Below are 21,126 nucleotides of genomic sequence, written 5' to 3' on the forward strand. Positions count from 1 at the left end.
GGTCTTAGTATGATGTTTATTGGTTTATTATTTATCGGATTTAGTGTTTGGACAATTGTTGCTGGTAATGTGAAGGAATCCCAGTCATTACAAGTGGCCAAGGCAAAGGTAGCTGAAGGGGCGAAAAAGGCAGAAGCTTATTTGCCGAAAAAAGGAGAAGCAGCAGGGATACTTTTGATACCGAAGCTTGATGCAGAATTACCCATTATTGAGGGAGTTGATGCAGATGATCTGGCTAAAGGAGTTGGCCATTATTTAGGGAGTTTATATCCCGATGAAGGAGGTCAAATTGTACTTTCAGGTCATAGGGACACTGTCTTTAGAGGGATGGGCAAGTTAAAATTAAATGATATTTTCACTATAAAAGTACCATATGGCGAATTTGATTATAAAATTACTAAAACAAAAATTGTCGATAAAGAAGATACAAGTGTCATTACATTGCAACAAACAGAAGAAGAATTAATTGTTACTACTTGTTACCCTTTTAGTTTTGTGGGAGATGCACCTGAGAGATATATTATTTATGCCGAGCGAGTTAAATAGTCTTAAGACGAAAATATAGAGCAATAAATAGGTAAGAAATCCTTATTCATATAAAATTATTAAACTAACTTTCTCTAGCCCCTTATTTTTTTAGAATTTTGTGATAAAATTTTCAATAAAAGTATGAAAGGGTTAGATGAATGGGGATTCAATCAGTTTCTTTTATTGGATTGGGTGCGTTGGGCGTTCTTTTCGGTAGCCAAATGAACCTTTCATTACCAAAAGGTGCACTTACATTTGTTGCTGATGAGGCAAGAGTGAAAAAATATAAAGAGAAAGGAGTTTATGCAAACCAACAGTTTTGCGATTTTGATTATAGAACACCAGAAAGTATAAAAAAACCAGTTGATTTACTCATCTTTTCAGTTAAAGCAGATGGGTTGGATGCTGCCATTGAATTAGCTAAGCCAATTGTCAATGAGCATACAATCATTCTTTCTTTATTAAACGGGATTTCAAGTGAACGCATATTAGGTAGTGTATTTGGAGAAGACAAAGTTTTATATAGCGTAGCCCAAGGGATGGATGCTGTTAAAGTAAACAATATACTAAGCTATCATCATATGGGGATGATTTGTTTTGGCGATCAGGAGGCTGGTGAGACATCAAAAATGACAAAGGAAGTAGCTGAATTTTTCGATCGCACAGGTATTCCGTATGAAGTAGATACTAATATGATAAAGAGACAGTGGGGCAAATTCATGTTGAATGTGGGTGTGAATCAGACAGTTGCAGTCTATCGGGGGAATTATGGAACAATTCAAGTAGAGGGAGAGCCGAGAGAAACGATGATTGCAGCAATGCGAGAAGTGATCCGTATAGCACAGTATGAAGGGGTCACTTTAACAGAAGATGACTTATCGTATTGGCTAAATGTTCTCAATCAATTAAATGCAGAGGGTAAGCCGTCTATGGCACAAGATGTCGAGGCTGGAAGGAAAAGTGAAGTGGAGCTTTTTGCGGGAACGGTAATAGCATTGTATAAAAAGCACAAGCTAGCACAACCAACCACAAATCAAATGTTATATGAAAACATTCAACATATTGATAGTCATTCAGTTTAAGACCACTGAAAAGAAATAAAATTGTAGAATAAACTGGGTTAGAGGAAGTTTGGAGGTTTCTATGTCAAAGAATGATGCGCTTTTTCAAAATCATAGTAGCCTAAAGGTGGTTTACCCAATTGAGGTTACTCACTTATTAATGAACCATACATCTGCAGCTATCGTTTTGACAAGCATAAATCATCGGATAAATAAAATTAATCCATCGTATACGGACTTATTGGGCTACCGTGAACAAGATGCACTTGGTACGAATTTATATACTCATTTGCGGTTGAAGAAGGACAATATATTAAAGCCCTTTCAAGATAAAGCGGAAGCAAAGGGTATTCATAAAGATGGCCATCTTATTAATTTGGAATTATCGCATTATCCCATTTATGATTCGTTAGAGCAAATTGCTGGTGGGATTACATTTATTAAAGAATTGGCGGATTCTGAATGTATAGAGGATATTGTCTCAAATAATTTAGGGGTCAGTCGATTAATTACAGAGCACACGTCAGATTTAATTTTACTGTACGGACTAGATAAGAAGGTAATTTATGTATCCCCGTCCTTTGAGGAATTATTAGGGGTGGAAAAAGGCACCTATCTGGGGAAAGGTGTAATGGATCATATGAATAAAGAAGAAAGAGAGTACAGTGAGTTATTGTATAAAAAAATTAATGATACCGGAGAATCCCAAATTCTTCAATCACGCATGAAAACGAGTAGTGGGAATATCATATATATTGAGTCTAATATTTCTCCGATTTTTAATGAATTTAATGAAATTCAATTGTATGTTTGTGTCGGTAGGGACGTCACTGATCGTGTGAAAAATGATGATGCTCTAAGAAATTTAGATCGCCTATCCATTATTGGTCAACTAGCAGCCAGTGTGGCACATGAGATCAGAAATCCACTGACATCGTTAAAGGGTTTCTCAAAACTATTACATTATATGGAGGAGAAAGATAAACAGAAAGAGTATTTATCAATTATTTCTCATGAACTAGAGCGTATTGACGGAATTGTCAACGAATTTATGTCTTTAGCTAAGCCGCAAGTAGTTGATTATGATTATTTTGACCTTTATGAGATTTTAGAAGCTACATTCAAATTTCTTCACCCACAAGCCATGATGTGTAATGTTCAAATTCGATTCTTAAAGCCAGATCAACAAATTGAATTACTTTGTAATCAAAATCAATTAAAGCAAGTATTTATTAATTTCTTAAAAAACTCTATAGAGTCAATGCCAAATGGTGGAGAAGTAATTATAGCTATAGAAGTATTAAGAAATAAAAGAGTAAGAATAAATTTTAAAGACGAGGGTATAGGTATAAGCTCAGATCGTTTGCATTATTTAGGTACCCCTTTTTATACTACTAAGGATAAAGGAATCGGTTTAGGACTAACTGTTAGCAATAAAATTATCCAAGAGCATAATGGAACGATGAAGATTGATAGTAAACCAGGTGGCGGTACAATAGTAACCGTTGAACTAGGCTATTCATAAAAGGATTCATCGTTTTAAGAATGATACATAAATGAATGCATTAATATTTTGAAAATGCATTTTTTTATATTTGATCATTATTTCAGCCTTTCTCGCTATTTAAGCGAGTTTTTTTGTAAATATTTGCTTTAAGACTTAAGGCTTAGTTGGAATTACAATCTTAGTCCATGGAAAAAACTCCTTCAAATGTTGTATTCTTATACTGTAAGGGTAAGTAAAAATAAGTTCACTTATTTTGAAACTTAAATAAGACGAATTACGTAAATAGTATAAGCGGTAAAGTCAGGAGTCGATAATTTTGAACCCGTTCTATGTGTTTTTTCTACGGATACTTATCACTGTACCTGTGTCTGTGTTGACATGGTTAATTAGCTACTTTTTTATGAATTACGGTTTTTGGATGAGTGGACTAATTGGTGCTGGTGTGGGTGTATTTACGTATTGGTTGAGTGGAATAATTATTGTCCATCGTTGGATGAAAAGTAAGGGACTCAAGCGGAAAGAGTTTCGTTTTATCCAAGATAATTTAGATGATGCCCGAATCAAGATGAGTCGTTTACATCGTGCTTTAATGGCAATTCGCCATTGGCCATCTGGTCGTCAACGTAAAGATTTTATTAAAGTGACAAAAAGGATTTACCAGCTTGTGCAAAAGGAGCCGAGACGCTTTTATCAAGCTGAATCATTCTTCTATTCGCATTTGGATTCAGCGGTAGAACTCGCTGAAAAATATGTTTTTCTTTCCTCACAACCGAAGAAAGATTGGGAACTTGAGCAATCATTAACAGAGACCAGAAAAACTTTGCAAGAGCTAATGGTTCATGTAGATAAGGATTTACGTTCAGTGCTAGCGAATGATATTGATGATCTTCATTATGAAATAGATGTAGCCAAACATAACATTAAGAAATTAAAAGATGAGAAAACGAATGATGAAAGTAGGCGATTAAAATGACAAAAGAAAAAAATACGTCAAATCAACCTACCCTTGGTGCAGATATATTGGATGATCTTTTAGCGGACCCTTTTGGTAATGACGACGAGACAGTCACAAAGGTTAAAAGTGAGGACTCATCTAGTCGTGTAAAATTGATTGATGTCATTCCAGAGGAAAACCGGCAAAAAGCTTACCAATTAGCTGAACAAATCGACCCAAGTAATCATCAAGCTATGATTTCATATGGTACGCCTGCTCAATCAAAGTTACTCAATTTTTCACATGCGATGCTTGACCATGTGCAAAGAAAAGATGTCGGCGAAGTAGGCTCAATTTTGGGCGAACTTATGCAAAAATTTAATGAAGTGAACCCGGATGATTTAAAGCATGAAAAACAAGGCTTTTTCTCAAAAATATTTGGCAAGCTTTCAGGTTCTGTCCATGAAGTATTGTCGCAATATCAAAAGGTAGGCGCACAAATTGATCGCATCAGTGTGAAGTTAGAGCGAAGTAAAAACCTGCTTCTCTCAGACATTGTTATGCTAGATAAGCTGTATGAAAGCAATAAAGAATATTTCCATGCCTTAAATATTTATATCGCTGCAGGGGAACTAAAGCTCGAGGAAATGAGAGAACAATCGATTCCGGATCTAAAAAAGAAAGCTGAATCATCACAGGATCAAATGAAAGTACAGGAAGTGAATGACTTAGTCCAATTTGCTGAAAGATTGGATAAACGTTTATACGATTTAAAGTTAAGTCGAGAAATCACCATCCAAAGTGCGCCACAAATTAGACTGATCCAAAATACAAATCAAGCGCTAGTAGAAAAGATACAATCATCCATTATGACTGCTATTCCATTATGGAAGAATCAAGTCTCTATTGCTTTAACTTTGATTCGCCAACGCCATGCAGTAGAAGCGCAAAAGCATGTCTCAAAGGCAACGAATGACTTACTATTGAAGAATGCAGAAATGCTAAAAATGAACACTATAGAAACAGCGAGAGAGAACGAACGCGGTTTAGTAGATATAGAAACATTAAAGAAAACCCAGCAAAACCTAGTCGAAACGATTGAAGAAACATTGCGCATCCAAGAAGAAGGTCGACATAAAAGAAAACAAGCGGAAAGTGATCTAGCCCATATGGAAAACGACTTGAGGCTAAAACTATTAGAAGTAAAAGATAAATAATGTCATTAGGCACGAACAAATGCTAATTTAGTATTTGTTAGTGCCTTTTTGAGTGGAAGAATAATTGAACTGAAAGGGCATATCTAGAAAGGATCAATACTTATGTTAAAGACTAAAGAATAGCCAAGCAAAATACCAATGTTCCGGCTTTTGGCTTTTTCATTATCCAACTGGGACACGCGAAGCGATTTGTATCGGTAGCTTGACAGTTACTGTTGTTCCCTCATGTAAAATACTTGAGAAATGAATGGAACCATTGTGGCTTTGAACTATCTTATTGCTGACAGTTAAACCAAGACCAGTACCTTTTTCTTTGGATGAATAAAAAGGTTCTCCGAGTTTTGTTAATAATTCTGGAGACATGCCATCGCCATTATCAGATATTTTTATGATAGCAGTATCCTCTTCCTTTTCTAATGAAATCATGATTTGACCGTCTCCGTCAGTTGAGGCTTCAATAGCATTTTTAATTAAATTGATAAATAATTGTTTAAGTTGATTAGGTTCACACAGTATAGAAATTTGCGTACGTAAATATGACTTTAATTGAATTTGAATATTATGGAGTGATGCTTCCGTTTTTAATAGTGAAATGACATTATGGAGTAATTCAAAGATGTCTGCTTGAATGAATTTAATCTCTTGTGGCTTGGCTAGTAGTAATAGTTCGCTAACAATATGATTGATGCGATCCAATTCTTCTTCCATAATGCGATAATAGAATTCATGTTTACTGTCTTCTGTCGTTAATACTTGTACAAATCCTTTTAACGAAGTGAGTGGGTTTCTTATTTCATGAGCCACACTCGCTGATAGTTCACCAACTACAGATAATTTTTCCGTTTTTCTTAATTGTTCTTCAGCTAATCGTAGCTTTGTGACGTCTTTCCCATAACAAATAATACCAGCTTGTTTATTGTTGATAATCATAGGCACAGCTGTACATTCTAAGATGATTTGCGGCCCATTTTTATGGTTCATCGCCATCTCACATTGTATATGTTGATTCGTTTGTCGTATGTGTTCAAGACTTTTAAATACTTCATCATGTAAGTCTTTAGGAAATAGGTGGGTGATAGGTTGTTGGAGTACTTCTTCTGGCTGATAACCGGTTATCTCCTTAAATTGGGGGTTTGCTTGAGTAATCCGTCCGGATAAATCCATCATGACGATCATATCTTGGCTGTACAAAAACAGCGATTTATATTGCTGTTGACTTTCTTGTAATAATTCATCCAATCTCTTTTTTTCGGAAATATCTCTACCGATAATTACAAGCCCTTTTCTACTTCGGTCTTCATGAAAAAGAGGAACTTTAATTGTGTCGAATATCTTCTTTGTTCCATCGGGTTGTAATATATTTTCCTCGATTCTCGCAATTTTTCCACTATCCCATGTTTCCTCATCTGAAATCATACAATGAGCGAAGGAGTTTTTGTAAAAACTTCTTGCTTGATCGCCGAGTTCAATATCTGTTTTTCCTCGATATTGGTCTTCTTCAAGATTAAATAGTTCAAGGGCGACTTTATTTGCTTCGATCCATCTCCCTTTTTCGTCTTTAAAATTTACGAAATCGACCATTGCATTAATAAGTGTGGATAATCTCTCTTTATCTTCTTTGGATGTATTTAGTTCTTCAATTCTTTTTATAAAATAGTAGAAGAGACAAGTTGTAAAGGAGATATATAAAATTTCTTTTATATGTATCATGGAGATTAAGTTGGATGATGTATGAAATTCCCTAATGAGTAGGTTTGTTGAAATGACCCAAATGATACTTCCTAAAAAAAAGAAGATTAAGAATTTTGTTTTCATATCTATGCTCCTGTTCTGTAAAACAAATAATCACTATACTTTATAGTAATCGATTATGAAAAATTTTGCCATTAAAGATTGAGTATTTTAATAATTAAGTATGATAGTAGGAGAAATAAGCGTTAAAGAAATAAGTTATAATAGTAGAAACTAGTTGGAGGAGATGAAGTAATCATGTATTTAACAATAGAAGAGACAGCTCAATATTTATCGGTATCAGTCAGTTATGTAGAAGAGTTGATTCTCCAAGGTAAAATTCGTGTCATTCATGATAGCGAGGGAGCAGTACTCATTTATAAAGATCAATTTAAAACCCATTTTCAACAATTAGAAAAATATAAGAAATTGGTGGAAGAGTTATCGAAGGAACCAATTCCAGAAGATCGGGATATAAAGGATGAAGATTAATACGTAAGGATGTGACATGATGAAGTTAAAGCTCGTTAATGAAGATAAGAAAAGATATATAGATCTGCTACTGCTTGCAGATGAACAAGAGAATATGATTGATCAGTATTTAGAGCGGGGAGACCTTTATATTTTCGAGGAAAAACAAAAGTTAATCGGCGTTTGTGTTGTAACAAAGGAGAATGAAGATATATATGAAATAAAGAATCTGGCTGTTGCCCCACATTTAAAACGAAAAGGATATGGCAAAAAGATGATTCAGCTTGTGGAAGATTTCTATAAAGGGAGAGCCCGCAAGCTTCAAGTAGGAACGGGAGATAGTCCCCTTACGATCCCTTTTTACCAGGCGTGTGGATTTCATATTTCTCATCAGATTGATGATTTCTTTGTGAAACATTATGACCGCCCTATTTATGAGGGTGGTAAACAACTCATTCATATGGTGATTTTACAAAAGCAGCTTTGAACTCTAAAAGGATAGAATGTTTTACATTTCTAATTATTTTGTCTATTCTAGAAAAGAGAGAGTATTTCTTGAGGAGGAATGGAACATGTATGATATTCTAATCGTTGGAGCAGGGCCTTCTGGTGCGAGTGCAGCTTTATTTGCTGCTAAAGCGGGGAAGAAAGTGATTGTTATTGATAATGACAAAGGTGTAACAAAAAGGGCTTGGGTTGAAAACCATTATGGTGTATTAGAGGTATCAGGTCCGGATTTGGTTAGCACAGGGAAAAAACAGGCAGAGAAATTTGGGGCAGAATTAGTAGATGCAACAGTAGAATCTATTGAGAAAAAAGAAGAAGGTTTCGTTGTTACTACTTCTGAAGGTAGTTATGAAGCGAAACATGTCATTTTAGCAACAGGGTTCTTGTCTGATTTAGCCGAAAAAGCAGGTGTACAAACGAAACCGGGAACAGAGCCAAGAGTAAAAACCATTATTGATGTAGATGCATCAGGTCAAACCAATATTCCTGGCATCTGGGCTGCAGGTACGACAGCAGGTGTAAGTGTACATACAATTATTACTGCTGGTGATGGTGCGAAGGTAGCTATTAATGTAATTAGTGAGATAAATGGTGAGCGTTATGTTGACCATGATGTATTGAAATAAATAGTAGTTGTTTAAGAAGGCTGACTGTAATAGTCAGCTTTTTTGATTTGAAATTGATTGTTGGAGAACATGCCTATTTACTTAGAATTAAAGGCTGATTTTGCATTCTTAATGTATTAGAAAACTATTTATTTTGGAATTTTATGGAATGGGAGGATCTATGAAATTGTTTAAATATAAGCTCTCTATTAAATTACCTTCTCATTATCACTCCTTTTTATTTATATTTACCTGATAGTAACCCTCCTCTTCTATCCATCATTTGTCATCTATCATTTGTAGTTAAAAGGTTCGTATTTGAGAAACTAGCATTTTTTCCCTATTGAAAGATAGTGAATACTACACTTATTAACTCGGAATTAATAGTCTAAACTTTTAGAAAATCGATTAATAGGAGGAAAAAAATGAAGAAATCTATCTTAAAATTTAGTTTGGCTACTACTCTCGTATTTGGTGCATTAGGGGTTCATGGCTATGTTGTTAAACCTGTTGAAGCTGCTGATACACAGAGTCATTCACATCACTTCTATGACTATTTAATTACAAAGTTAGTAAATGAGCACAAAATCTATCGCAATATTGCTCATCTTGCAAAAGAGCCGAGAGTTGCGGGAACAGTTGAGGAAGATGAGGCTGTCGAATTTATCAAAAGAGAGTTTAGGAATTACGGTTATCGTGCAGATATTCAACCGTTTACCTATGTTGGGTATACACCCCCACATACGATTGAACTACAAGTCGATGGATATAATGAACAACTAAACCCTGACTACTTTACGTATTCTATTAGTGGGAATGTGAATGGGGACATCGTCTATGGCGGTCTAGGTAAACCAGAGGAATTAGGCGATGTTACAGGAAAAATTGTTTTAATCAAACGCGGAGAGTTAAGCTTCAGTGAGAAAGTGTTGAATGCAGGAGAGGCAGGGGCAGCGGGTGTAATTATTTATAATAATAGTGAGGGCTCTTTAAATGGAACTTTGGGAGCACATAATGATCAATTTGTTCCTGCGATTTCTTTGTCAAAAGCAGAGGGAGATGCGTTGCTTGCTAGTATAGAAGCCGGAGAGGTTACAGAAGCGACTATCAATATAGAAGGGGCAAATACAGGAGAAAAAACATCTCATAATGTCATAGCGACGAAAAAACCAACCTCAAAATTAAGAGATACGAATGATATTATTGTGATCGGTGCTCACCATGATTCTGTAGCTGGTGCACCAGGGGCCAATGATGATGCTTCAGGAACAGCGATGACTCTTGAATTGGCAAGGGTACTTAAGTTATTCCCAACTGATACAGAAATTCGTTTTATTACATTTGGTGCTGAAGAAGTAGGATTACTTGGTTCTACACATTATGTAAATAGTTTACCTGAAGATGAGCGAAATAGAATTGTGGCGAATTTTAACTTAGACATGGTCGGGAGTAGAGATGCAGGTAATTTAGTTTTGGCCACAATCGATGGGGAGCCAAACCTTGTTACCGAGTTAGCTCAAGAGACTAGCTCGAGGTTAAATGGAGAAGCGACACCGATTAGAAGTGGCGGCAGCAGTGATCATGTGCCATTTGCCGAAGTAGGTATTCCAGCAGCTTTATTTATTCACAGCCCTTCAGAACCTTGGTACCATACACCAGATGATACGATTGATAAAATTAGTAAGGAAAAACTAAAGGATGTAGCTAGTATTGTTGGAACGGCGGTATATCAACAAGCGCAAATTGATCGGATGATCAAACCTAGAAAGCAACAAGAGAAAAAGGTAGAGCCACAAATGTTTCTTGAAGAGGATTTAAAATAGGTAAGGTTCAGTTCTGTAAAGGTGGGGGCGGATGCTTCCACCTTTTCTTGCTCATCAATTGCTTACTTTCTATCCATATGAAGAAAATATATGTTAAAATTTACTTCATTACAGAGACGGAAAGAAGGATGGGAATGAACAAGCTCGGTCTATTTTTATTTATGACAATATTAATGATGATATGGGGATTTAATGTTTCCGCTATTAAAATCCTTGTCTCATCTTTCCCACCGATTACGATTACTGCTATCAGGATTCTAGTTGCGGGATTTTTTGTTTTTCTTATGCTCGGAGTTATAGGGAAAGTTAGAAGACCAAATCGGAAGGAATTTCAATATATTATATATGGTGGTCTCTTTAATATTACGGCTCATCATTTTTTCCTAGCACATGGGTTAATGGAAACAACTGGTGCTAACGGAGGATTAATTTTAGGTTCGGGGCCAGTCTTGACGGCTATTCTCTCCGCCATTATCATTAAAACCATGCCTTCACGTATGCAGATTATAGGTTTTATCTTTGGCATTATTGGTGTTTCTTTTATCGTTGTAATCGGTAATGGAGGGTTATCTGGTTTTTCTTTTGGAGATATTTATATTTTCTTATCGATTTTATCCCAAGCGTTCAGCTTTATTCTTATCAGTAAGGCAGCGAAAACTATTGATAGTAGACTACTCACTGGATATATGCTGGTTTTTGGGGGCATAATTCTCGCCATCATAGGTTTGATTTCAGAGCCTTTTGCATTTACAAATTTATTAGATGCTCCAAGTTCTTTATGGATTTTATTCTTAGCATCTGCCATTTTAGCAACGGCTATTGGACAAATGGGCTACAATTATGCGATTAGTAAAATTGGTCCTGCTGAAGCCGCCATCTTTTTAAACTTAAATACATTCTTTGCTCTTGTCGGGTCGGCATTATTTTTAGGGGAGCAAATCACGGTTTATCATTGGGTTGGTCTTGTCTTTATCATTCCTGGTGTACTCCTTGGATCAGGTGCGATTGAATCATTATTAAGAAAAAGAAGAACAGAGAAGATGAAGCCAATAAAAGAAAAAAACGTGGCAAACAAATAGGGTTGTAAATGAATTTCCTCTTAAAAGGGGAGAAAAATCCGAACGATTATTCGAAGCTTTAGCAGCGTTTAAATAATCGTTCGGACTTTGTTTTTTAATATCCTTTTTTGTAATCCACTACATTCGTATCAAGAGCATCGCCATTCAAATATTTTTTTAGGTTAGGAATGAAGATGTTTTTAATGACTCTTTCGTTGTAATGTTCGGTTGAGCCAGATGTATGTGGGGTGATGATTAAGTTATTTAATCCCCATAATGGACTATCTTCAGGGAGCGGCTCTTTTTCAAAAACATCAATACCAGCACCTTTAATTTCTCCTTCTGAAAGAGCATGATAAAGTGCGTTTTCATCAACAATTTCACCGCGTCCAATATTAATAAAAAAAGCTGTTTGTTTCATGCGTTTGAACTGTTCTTTACTGAACATATGGTATGTATCCTTCGTTAAAGGCAGGGTGACGACAATATAATCACATTTAGGTAGGATGTCGTCAAGTTCCAGTGAAGTATACATTTCATCTACGTAATCGACAGGTTTGCCTGAATGTCTAACACCAATGACATGCATATTAAACGCTTTGGCAATTCGAGCAGTTTCTTGTCCAATCATTCCAACACCAATTATACCGATGGTCTTTCCATGCATTTCGAGTTTGTTACCAGTTCCATTCCATACTTTTTCTTGTTGTTGTTTAACATAACGGTCGATACTTCTTGTTAAACCTAACATCAATGCAAAAATCGTCTCCGAAATTGGATAAGCATGTACCCCGTTTGCACTTGTTAGAAGGATGTTTTTCTTGTCAAAGTCTTCGAGTGGCAAATAATTCACACCAGCACTCCATGTTTGAATCCAACGAAGGTTAGCATTATTCGCATAGGTATCATGCATACGATGTTTCCAAGCAACAATCACTTCTGCATCCTTCATATGACTCTCCCAAACCTCGTTATCCTTCCCTATGATGTGTTCCCAATCAGGAGTGATTTCTGTAATGGCTGTTTTAAGTTCCTCGCTTAAGTTTTGTGTGATAATCATTTTTCTTTTAGACATAAGGTATCCTCCATCGGTAGAAATTTTTCAAGTCTACCCTTAATAATAGCAAAATCTTCAGGATACCGAAATAAAAGATATTGAATATTACTATTATTCGTCGTCTTTTATATATCTACCAGTTTCAGGCATTGCGATGTCATCAAACTCCCTTACAAGAGTAATAAGGCTTTGTTGGAGAGTTTGTTCAGCCATAGGAATACCATGTCCTGTGATGGCGATATGAGGATTAAGGTCAGAGAGTTTTCTGACAGATTCTCTTGCTAGTTGCCAATCAGTGGTTAAATACCTTGGGGGACCACTAATTTCTTGCTCCTGTGTCATCACTTTAAAAAGGGACTCTTGTTTAACGGTACAAAAGGCATCTCCAGCAATTAAGACACCATCGCTTTTGCGGTAAAGCGAGATATGACCTTCTGTATGTCCAGGAGTATGAATCCACTGCCAACCGGGCATTTCGTCAATATGACCGTCTCTTGGTAACGGTTTTATATGTTGTGAAATATTAATACCTTCATTAGGGAATAAATTCGAAAACTTAGCTAATAATCCACCATCAACTGTATTATCAGGTTCTGGATAATCTTTCCGACCAGTTAAATAAGGTAATTCCATCGAATGAGCATAAACAGGGACATTCCATACTTCTAATAGCTCATGAATCGCACCTACGTGATCAAAATGTCCATGTGTTAATATGATCGCAACAGGTTTCGCACCCTTTCCATATAATTCTTCTGCAGCTTCAATAATTTTTTGGGCTGATTTTGGCATACCAGCATCAACAAGGACCCATGCATCCTCTGCTGTTTTAACAAAACAAACATTAACGATTTGAATGTTTATATAATCAACACCTTCTGCAGAATTAACAATCATACCGCTCGTTGTTGAGGTGATAGGCATATAATGTTGCTCAGAATCATACTCTCTCATAAGATTTTATCTCCTTTACATGTCTTTATATGAGAGTATACCCTGCTTACATTCGATTAATCTTTAACATCAATAAAAAGGAATTTTTTACAAACGATTCATACTGTGTTTAAATAATTTTTATACAATTGTAGAAAATGGAGAGGATGGTTGAGCAATGATATTTGCCCACCGTGGATTAAGTGGTCGCTTTCCGGAGAATACAATGCTTGCTTTTGAAGCTGCAAGAAAAGCTGGTGTTCACGGAATCGAATTAGATGTCCAATTATCTAAAGATGGTGAACTTGTCATCATTCATGATGAGAAAATCAATCGGACAACAGATGGTACAGGGTTTATCAGGGATTTTAAATATAAAGATATTGTGCAATTTGATGCAGGGAGCTGGTTTAACACCGAATTTAACCATGCGAGAATCCCACGATTAGAAGAGGTTTTTCAATGGGCGAAAGAGGAGAATAATGAATTGGTTATAAATGTAGAATTGAAAAATGATGTCTTTCGTTACGATGGTATGGAGGAGAAGGTGTTAACTTTAATTGAGCAATATGGTTTAAGAGATCGAATCATTCTTTCATCTTTTAACCCTGAGAGTGTGAAGAGAATACGAACATTAGATAATGAAATAAATACAGGGTATTTAATTCTAGGTATACATGCTAATGCAATTAAGGTAGCTCAGAATATTGGAGCCGATGCTATTCATTGTCAAAAAGAATTTGTGCAATCCATACATGGTATACAGGCAATAGAAAACAAAATCCCATTACGTACTTATACAATTAATCGATGGTCCGATGCTCAATCACTACTCAACCAAGGCGTTGAGGTGGTTATGACCGATTTCTGTGATGAATTTGTATCCAACTATCAATAAATGGAATAGACAAAAAAGTGGCTGAATTGGCCACTTTTTTTTATTAACGTCGAATGGGGCGTTCTAAGGTTAATACCTCATCTTCAATACTAGCAAACTGTTCTTTTAGCATGGATTGAGTCTCTTGGATAGCTGCATTGTAAAAGTGAGGGGCGAGTGATTCTTTAAAAAAATCTAACACACGTTCAGCAGCGAATTCGGAAAGATCCTCGTCTTTTTCCTGAAGAAAAAACTGTTGGATTTCTTCAATCATTTGTTGTTGCTGTTCTTTTGTCAGTCGATAAAACATGTTATGGCCTCCATTTCTATACGACCATCATACACCATGAATGATTAAGATGCATGTTACATGTTATGAATAACGAAAAACGGCAGTTATTATGGCTTCCACGATGATTTCACCAGGTTCAATGGGCGGAGAAGCAATAGATTGAAGAGCAATTTTCTGTGTGAAGGGCTGTATTTGTCTGCTGTCTTCGGTAATCTTTATCGGGGTAAGATCTACTGTTACATTTAAAACATTAGCTATAGATTGGGCTTTACTTATCGCATCCACTAATGCCTCATTTAATGCCTTATAATACCACTTCTGTTTCTCCGTTAATCCAAATTCAAGACTATTTATTTGATTGGCTCCGTGTTCCATTGCTAAAGCAATAATTGTACCTATTTGATTAAGTTGACTGACGGTAACGCGGACTTCATTTGTCACTTGATAGCCTGAAATCTGCGAAGAATCATCTTGTTGATGGTAGATGGGCTGTACATTAAAGTGAGTCGTTTGTATTTGCTTTTCATTGATACCGGCTTGTTTTAAAGCAGAAAGGAAAGATTCTGTGGCTTGTGTATTTTCCTTTTCAGCTATCTGTATTTCTTCATTTTCCGATATGACACCGATATGAATAGTGGCTATATCAGGTTGGACGGAAAGTCTTCCTAAACCATTCACATGTAATCTTCGTTCTTTGTTTCGCACTTCATTATATGAATAAGGGTACATGGTCATCACCTTTCAACTCTTTATCTTATTAAGTGTATGTCGTATCACATTTTTTAGAAATGATTGTATCGCTGTGATGCAAGATAAAGATTGGAAAAATTCAAAAATATATTGACCTTGTAGTAAGCTCCAATGTTATCTTCAAAATAAGAAGAAAAGGAGGAAGGAAATGTATATTAAACAAATCGCTTCTCAATATGATATTTCTAGTGAGACAATCCGTTACTATGAAAAAATCGGTTTAATTACTCCAGAAAGATCTGAAAATGGCTATCGATTATATACAGACAAAAATGAAAGAGAACTCAAATATATCATTGTGTTAAAACAATTAGGATTCTCTTTACAAGAAATCAGTGAACTGTTTATATTAGATCGGACTCAGCCGTCAGAGGATTGTAAAATAAAATCGGAGCAGTTAATAGGTGTAAAGGTTGATAATGTTGAAGAGAAACTTCACTTTTTGACAGTTGCTTTGGAAGCTTTAAAAGAGATTCGTTTCATGATAAAGGAAGGAAACTTTAAAGAGAACCAAAGAAACTTAGATCAAGTCATTCACCATGTATATGAACAGATGAAAATAGGTGGTGTGGAAAATGAGTAATCGCATTATTGTTAAATGGGAATATATTCTTTTACTATTATTAACAGTAGTAGCTTATATTACTTGGGAATTCTCAATACTTGCCTTTGTTATTTTTTTGTTTTTACCAGACGTCTTTATGTTTGGCTATCTCCTCAACAAAAAAGTAGGGGCGATTCTCTATAATATAGGCCATACATTTATTTTCCCCCTATTGATTTTAGGAATTTATTTTGTAATAAAGGAACCTATATTATTGATGGTATCTTTGATCTGGTCTGCTCACATTAGTATGGATAGAGCCTTAGGATACGGTCTTAAATATGAAGAAGGGTTTAAAGTAACACATATACAAAAAATATAGAAAACAAAGTACCGTAATTTAGGTAAGGTAGCGAACCATTTTTTTTATAAGGAAAAAGTGTTGGCAAGCAAAATGCTTCATAAATATCATTGGAATTATCAGAAATGTTGGCCAATCTGAAAGACGAAAAAAACCGGCTTGCCAGGTAAGTTAATAGGGCGATGAAGTAGAATGATGATTAAGGGTTTCCGCGATTAATAAGTGAAGGAATAGAGAAATCGAAGTAGGGTAAAAGGGAGAAATCGCGACTAATAGGTGAAGGAATAAAAAATGAGTAGGGCAAATGGTGAAATCGCGACTAATAGTTGGGAGAATAAAGAGATGAGTAGGGCAAAAGGAGAAATCGCGACTAATAGTTGGAGAAATAAAGAAATGAGTAGGGCAAAAGGAAGAATCGCGACTAATAAGTGAAGGAATAAAGAGATGAGTAGGGCAAAAGGAGAAATCGCGACTAATAGATGAAGGAATAAAGAGATGAGTAGGGCAAAAGGAGAAATCGCGACTAATAGATGGAGAACCAAAGAAATGAGTAGGGCAAAAGGAAGAATCGCAACTAATAAGTGAAGGAATAAAGAAATGAGTAGGGCAAATGGTGAGATCGCGACTAATAAGTGGAGGAATAGAGAAATGAGTAGGGCAAATGAAGGAATCACGACTAATAGTTGGAGGAATAGAGAAATGAGTAGGGCAAAAGGAGAAATCACGACTAATAGTTGGAGGAATAGAGAAATGAGTAGGGCAATAAGGGCTTACAAATGTGAGAAAGAATTAACGCTCTCGCATATTGATGCAAGCTAATTTCAACATTCTTTTTGTCTTTTTATAAGTTCCTTAGCATTCCCTTAGTGAAGGGACAAGTAAATAATCTATAAAGTGAACGGTGTAAAGATCAGATCACGAAAAACACGAATGATTCATTAAGTAGAATCATTCGCGTAAGATATCTTACTTATTTAGCTTAAAAGAGCTTTTTAACGATACAATTCGGTTGAAGACTGGTTTTTCAGGTGTACTATATTTAGAATCGACATTGAAGTAACCGTGACGGAAAAACTGGAATTTATCTTGTGGTTGAACATCTTTCAAGTTTGGTTCAATAAATCCTTGCACCACTTCAAGTGAATTTGGATTAATATAGTCTAAGAAATCTTTGTCTTCTGATGCTTCTTCTTTCATTTGCTCGTCTAATACTAAAGGTTCATATAGACGGAATTCAGCAGGGATGGCACTTTTTGCATCAACCCAGTGTAATGTACCTTTGACTTTACGACCTGTAAAACCTGTACCACTTTTCGTTTCAACATCATAAGTGCAGTGTAATTCAACAACATTACCATCTTCATCTTTAATCACATCATTACATTTGATGAAATAAGCATGCTTTAAGCGCACTTCATTTCCAGGGAAAAGACGGAAATATTTTTTTGGAGGATTTTCCATAAAGTCCTCTTGTTCTATATATATTTCACGAGAGAATGGAATTTGTCTTGTACCCATTTCCTCGTTTTCAGGATTGTTTTCCGCTTCTAACCACTCGGATTCACCTTCAGGGTAATTGGTAATTACAACTTTTAAAGGTTTCAAGATTCCCATTGTTCGTGGGGCACTGAGTTTTAAATCTTCGCGCACATAGTGCTCAAGCATCATTTCATCCACTGCACCACTACCTTTAGAGACACCAGTTTCTTGAACAAATTCACGAATGGCACTAGCAGTATACCCTTTGCGACGCAGACCCGATATCGTTGGCATTCTTGGGTCATCCCAGCCATCAACAATTCCTTCATCTACTAATTGCTTTAGTTTTCGCTTACTCATTACTGTATTTGTAATATTTAAGCGTCCGAATTCAATCTGTTGTGGTTGGTTTTCCATTTCACATTCCGCTACAACCCAATTATAAAGAGGACGTTGATCTTCGAATTCTGTCGTGCATAATGAGTGCGTTACACCTTCGATTGCATCTTCAAGCGGATGGGCAAAAGCGTACATAGGATAAATACACCATGTATCACCCGTATTGTGATGAGTCGCATGAGAGATACGGTAAATGACAGGGTCGCGTAAATTTAAGTTTGGTGATGACATATCTATCTTTGCACGCAAAACTTTTTGACCGTTTTCATATTCCCCGTTTTTCATTTTTTCGAATAGGTCTAGGTTTTCTTCAATTGAACGGTTACGATAAGGACTTTCTTTACCAGGCTCAGTTAAAGTCCCACGGTACTCACGAATTTCATCTTGGTTTAAATCATCGACATATGCTTTGCCTTTTTTAATTAAAAGCACTGCACGGTTATACATTTCATCAAAGTAATTAGATGCATAATGTAGCTCTTCCCAATCATACCCGAGCCATTTTACATCTTCTTTAATGGCATCGACATATTCTTGGTCTTCTTTTAGTGGGTTTGTATCGTCAAAGCGTAAGTTTGTTTGCCCGTTAAAATCGTCTGCTAAACCAAAGTTAATAATGATGGATTTGGCATGTCCAATATGAAGATAGCCATTTGGTTCAGGTGGGAAACGGGTTACAACAGTGTCGCGCTTTCCATTTTCTAAATCTTCTTTAATAATTGTACGAATAAAGTTTGATTGTTCCAATCCGATATCAGCCTTTCTACCTTGTTCTTTACCTTATTTTAATCTGAATAAGCCTATAAATAAAGTGCCTGTTGATTCTATCTATTATATACAAAAAAAGCGCGCTTAAAAAGTTTTTCTCCATATAAATAAGGAGGGGATCGTCTTTTTGTCATGAATATATATAAGGGTTGGACAATGAAGGGGAGAGTTATATGGCGAAAGACTGGCAAATCATTGCTTATGAAAAGAAGTATGCCCTCTCGACAGTTAGCTTTTGGAGGGAGAGTAAAGAAACTGCTATTGGTCAAAAGGAAATACATAGTATGACAGAGCATATCTATTTTCTCAATCATATGTTAACAAAACAATTTCAAGTAGATTTAGCGGTGCTAAATGAAACGCCAATTGGCATGATTGCTTATAATGAAGGCGAGATTAATCAACTATATGTACATTTAGCTCATCAAGGATTGGGGATTGGTGGGGCATTATTAGAGCATGCGAAAGCTCGTTCATGCGGGCGTTTAAAATTATATACTTTCGATGTAAACAAAAAAGCACAGCAGTTTTACGAAGGCAAAGGATTTAAAAAGATAGCCTATAGTAGTGATAACGAAGAAGGGCTACCTGCTATTGAATATGAGTGGATCCGATGTTTAAGTAGAGGGAGTGAGGGGTGAAATGCGCGTCATTTTAAGTGTGAGCATGATTGTAGTTGGAAGCTTTTTGTTATCTTTAACAGTTGATCAATTAGGTAGAAACGGAAATGGAATTATGCATATTATTGCTTTAGGGATGTGTTTCTTGGCTATTATTGTAGTAAGAAAAAGGAGAGTTTCTTTAAAAACGACTATTTTGAAAGATAAGAAAGTCTTACTTAGTATCGTTTTTTCCTTACTAATGTTTTTCGTTGGAGCAGTTCTACTCTTCCATAATACAAGATATTGGCACTTTTGGGGCATAGGATCAATGCTTGTTTTATTTATTAGTTTGGACAGAGTGGAGAGGTTATTACAAAATATATCTGAGCAATGAAGGTACTTTATTCAGTCGCTCTACAGGGTAAAAGTCATTTTCATAAAAAAAAGGGAACATTTAATAGTCGTCAGACGTATCTTAGATAACTTTACGAGAAAAGGAGACATTCGATGACCTTTGATATCCTCTTTTTATTGTTTATTCAGTTTGTTTTACCTGTTGTTTTTTCTTTTTCATTATGGAAAGGAAAGGTTCATAGTAAGCTAGACTGGCTTTTACAGGCTACGATGACAGGTTTACTCATCCTTTGGCTGTTCTTTTCCTCTCCGTGGGATTTGTTTAGTTACTACTTACGATTTCTTATTTTGGTCTTTTTCATTGCTGCTGTATTTTTATCTTGGAAGAAAGTGAACAAACTACCGTTTAAGACAGAATTCAATTTATCGCAAAAAATATCAATGGTCATTTACGGGCTTCTTATTCTTGTTTTTGGTTATTATAATGTATCGACATTTAGTGGTTTCTCAACGAATATGAAGGCAGTACAGTTAGATTTCCCGCTGCATGATGGGGTTTATTATGTTGGGCAAGGTGGCAGTCATGTCCAAATCAATTATCATCATGCTCATGAGAGTCAAGCCTATGCGGTAGATATCGTGAAATTAAATGCGCTAGGTAGTCGAGCAACTGGAATTTATCCCAATGAGTTGGATAAATACGAAATATTCGGTGATGAGCTAACAAGTCCGTGTACTGGAGAGGTTGTCCAAGCGGAGAATGATTTAGCAGATTTAGTCCCTCCCAATGCAGACCCTAAAAATGCAGCAGGTAATTCAGTTGTTATATCCTGTGAAGGTGTAGAGGTTTTACTAGCACATATGCAAGAAGGTAGTGTACGTGTTCAATCAGGTGACAGGGTAGAAGTAGGCGAGCCAATCGGTTTAGTTGGCAATTCAGGTAATACGTCAGAACCACATCTACATATTCATGCTGAAAAAGACGGAAAAGGCGTTCCGATTGAATTTGATGGCAGATTTTTAGTTAGAAATAGCATTGTTTGGTGATTGTCAATGAAGAAAGGCTATATGTCAATCGTTTGGTCCCCTTGGGTGATTAACAAAGTTATGGAGGTTTGCTGCCAGAAATTCAAGTGATAGCCAAACACATGAGTTTTGCCCAGCTAAGTAAGCTGAAAACTCTAAAGAAACCCAAGCAATCTCGGTTTGCCCAGCTAAGTAAGCTGAAAACTCCCAAGAAGGCCGAGCAATTTCGATTTGTGCTCAGC

23 protein-coding genes are annotated in these 21,126 nt (G+C 36.0%); 16 read left to right on the forward strand and 7 right to left on the reverse strand.

Going from position 1 to position 21,126, the window contains the following annotated elements:
• The first annotated feature begins 9 nt into the window (after nt 1-9).
• The 5 genes from MHI57_RS20725 (at nt 10) to MHI57_RS20745 (ending at nt 5,247) form a co-directional block, all read left to right on the forward strand.
• Nucleotides 10-546, forward strand: a complete 537-nt coding sequence (locus MHI57_RS20725; RefSeq protein ID WP_370873367.1) for a class D sortase — start codon at nt 10-12, stop codon at nt 544-546.
• Nucleotides 547-686: 140 nt separating this feature from the next.
• A complete protein-coding gene (locus MHI57_RS20730) occupies nt 687-1,610 on the forward strand; it encodes a ketopantoate reductase family protein (protein ID WP_095370334.1) in 924 nt (307 codons plus the stop codon).
• A 61-nt stretch (nt 1,611-1,671) separates the two neighbouring features.
• Nucleotides 1,672-3,114 (forward strand): PAS domain S-box protein, encoded by a 1,443-nt coding sequence (locus tag MHI57_RS20735; protein WP_340978115.1) that lies wholly within the window; start codon nt 1,672-1,674, stop codon nt 3,112-3,114.
• A gap of 298 nt (nt 3,115-3,412) precedes the next feature.
• Nucleotides 3,413-4,069, forward strand: a complete 657-nt coding sequence (locus MHI57_RS20740) for a 5-bromo-4-chloroindolyl phosphate hydrolysis family protein (RefSeq protein ID WP_095370332.1) — start codon at nt 3,413-3,415, stop codon at nt 4,067-4,069.
• Nucleotides 4,066-5,247, forward strand: coding sequence for a toxic anion resistance protein (locus MHI57_RS20745; protein ID WP_095370331.1), 1,182 nt, complete (start codon nt 4,066-4,068; stop codon nt 5,245-5,247). The genes MHI57_RS20740 and MHI57_RS20745 overlap by 4 nt, the downstream gene beginning before the upstream one ends.
• Before the next feature lie 162 nt (nt 5,248-5,409).
• On the opposite strand, the gene MHI57_RS20750 is transcribed toward MHI57_RS20745, so the two are convergent.
• Nucleotides 5,410-7,062, reverse strand: coding sequence for a PAS domain S-box protein (locus MHI57_RS20750; protein ID WP_307317169.1), 1,653 nt, complete (start codon nt 7,060-7,062; stop codon nt 5,410-5,412).
• A 174-nt stretch (nt 7,063-7,236) separates the two neighbouring features.
• On the opposite strand from MHI57_RS20750, the gene MHI57_RS20755 reads away from it, so the two are divergent.
• The 5 genes from MHI57_RS20755 to MHI57_RS20775 all read left to right on the forward strand — a co-directional run bounded on the left by MHI57_RS20755 (nt 7,237) and on the right by MHI57_RS20775 (nt 11,463).
• On the forward strand, nt 7,237-7,470 hold the full coding sequence (locus tag MHI57_RS20755; RefSeq protein WP_095370329.1) for an excisionase family DNA-binding protein: 234 nt from the start codon (nt 7,237-7,239) through the stop codon (nt 7,468-7,470).
• A gap of 19 nt (nt 7,471-7,489) precedes the next feature.
• A complete protein-coding gene (locus MHI57_RS20760) occupies nt 7,490-7,936 on the forward strand; it encodes a GNAT family N-acetyltransferase (RefSeq protein WP_307317167.1) in 447 nt (148 codons plus the stop codon).
• Nucleotides 7,937-8,021: 85 nt separating this feature from the next.
• Nucleotides 8,022-8,582: an NAD(P)/FAD-dependent oxidoreductase gene (locus MHI57_RS20765; RefSeq protein WP_307317165.1), complete on the forward strand. Its 561-nt coding sequence runs from the start codon at nt 8,022-8,024 to the stop codon at nt 8,580-8,582.
• A 404-nt stretch (nt 8,583-8,986) separates the two neighbouring features.
• Complete coding sequence (locus tag MHI57_RS20770; protein WP_340978116.1) at nt 8,987-10,384, forward strand: M20/M25/M40 family metallo-hydrolase; 1,398 nt, start codon at nt 8,987-8,989, stop codon at nt 10,382-10,384.
• 134 nt (nt 10,385-10,518) lie between these two features.
• Complete coding sequence (locus MHI57_RS20775; protein ID WP_340978118.1) at nt 10,519-11,463, forward strand: DMT family transporter; 945 nt, start codon at nt 10,519-10,521, stop codon at nt 11,461-11,463.
• Nucleotides 11,464-11,557: 94 nt separating this feature from the next.
• Here the strand turns inward: MHI57_RS20775 and MHI57_RS20780 are convergent, their stop codons facing one another.
• A complete protein-coding gene (locus MHI57_RS20780; RefSeq protein WP_340978119.1) occupies nt 11,558-12,517 on the reverse strand; it encodes a D-2-hydroxyacid dehydrogenase in 960 nt (319 codons plus the stop codon).
• Between the two features lie 93 nt (nt 12,518-12,610).
• Nucleotides 12,611-13,453: an MBL fold metallo-hydrolase gene (locus MHI57_RS20785; protein ID WP_224934858.1), complete on the reverse strand. Its 843-nt coding sequence runs from the start codon at nt 13,451-13,453 to the stop codon at nt 12,611-12,613.
• Between the two features lie 157 nt (nt 13,454-13,610).
• Between MHI57_RS20785 and MHI57_RS20790 the strand changes: the two genes are divergently transcribed.
• Nucleotides 13,611-14,330: a glycerophosphodiester phosphodiesterase gene (locus tag MHI57_RS20790; RefSeq protein ID WP_095370323.1), complete on the forward strand. Its 720-nt coding sequence runs from the start codon at nt 13,611-13,613 to the stop codon at nt 14,328-14,330.
• A 43-nt stretch (nt 14,331-14,373) separates the two neighbouring features.
• On the opposite strand, the gene MHI57_RS20795 is transcribed toward MHI57_RS20790, so the two are convergent.
• Nucleotides 14,374-14,619, reverse strand: coding sequence for a DUF2164 family protein (locus MHI57_RS20795; protein WP_095370322.1), 246 nt, complete (start codon nt 14,617-14,619; stop codon nt 14,374-14,376).
• A 63-nt stretch (nt 14,620-14,682) separates the two neighbouring features.
• On the reverse strand, nt 14,683-15,336 hold the full coding sequence (locus MHI57_RS20800) for an SIMPL domain-containing protein (protein ID WP_340978120.1): 654 nt from the start codon (nt 15,334-15,336) through the stop codon (nt 14,683-14,685).
• A gap of 163 nt (nt 15,337-15,499) precedes the next feature.
• Here MHI57_RS20800 and MHI57_RS20805 point away from each other — a divergent pair, with 163 nt between their 5' ends.
• On the forward strand, nt 15,500-15,934 hold the full coding sequence (locus tag MHI57_RS20805; protein ID WP_340978121.1) for a MerR family transcriptional regulator: 435 nt from the start codon (nt 15,500-15,502) through the stop codon (nt 15,932-15,934).
• Complete coding sequence (locus MHI57_RS20810; RefSeq protein WP_095370319.1) at nt 15,927-16,277, forward strand: DUF4260 domain-containing protein; 351 nt, start codon at nt 15,927-15,929, stop codon at nt 16,275-16,277. The genes MHI57_RS20805 and MHI57_RS20810 overlap by 8 nt, the downstream gene beginning before the upstream one ends.
• Nucleotides 16,278-16,525: 248 nt before the next feature.
• Here MHI57_RS20810 and MHI57_RS20815 read toward each other — a convergent pair whose 3' ends face one another.
• Nucleotides 16,526-16,981: a hypothetical protein gene (locus MHI57_RS20815; protein WP_340978122.1), complete on the reverse strand. Its 456-nt coding sequence runs from the start codon at nt 16,979-16,981 to the stop codon at nt 16,526-16,528.
• 241 nt (nt 16,982-17,222) lie between these two features.
• Nucleotides 17,223-18,881 (reverse strand): glutamine--tRNA ligase/YqeY domain fusion protein, encoded by a 1,659-nt coding sequence (locus tag MHI57_RS20820; RefSeq protein ID WP_307317141.1) that lies wholly within the window; start codon nt 18,879-18,881, stop codon nt 17,223-17,225.
• Between the two features lie 194 nt (nt 18,882-19,075).
• Here MHI57_RS20820 and MHI57_RS20825 point away from each other — a divergent pair, with 194 nt between their 5' ends.
• From MHI57_RS20825 to MHI57_RS20835, 3 genes are all read left to right on the forward strand, one after another.
• A complete protein-coding gene (locus tag MHI57_RS20825; protein ID WP_340978124.1) occupies nt 19,076-19,543 on the forward strand; it encodes a GNAT family N-acetyltransferase in 468 nt (155 codons plus the stop codon).
• Nucleotide 19,544: 1 nt separating this feature from the next.
• A complete protein-coding gene (locus tag MHI57_RS20830) occupies nt 19,545-19,898 on the forward strand; it encodes a hypothetical protein (protein WP_095370316.1) in 354 nt (117 codons plus the stop codon).
• Nucleotides 19,899-20,011: 113 nt separating this feature from the next.
• Nucleotides 20,012-20,905, forward strand: a complete 894-nt coding sequence (locus MHI57_RS20835; RefSeq protein ID WP_095370315.1) for a M23 family metallopeptidase — start codon at nt 20,012-20,014, stop codon at nt 20,903-20,905.
• Nucleotides 20,906-21,126 lie beyond the last annotated feature (221 nt).

It is taken from the genome of Cytobacillus sp. FSL K6-0129 (genome assembly GCF_038007625.1).
GTDB classification, from domain to species: Bacteria; Bacillota; Bacilli; order Bacillales; family Cytobacillaceae; genus Cytobacillus; species Cytobacillus kochii.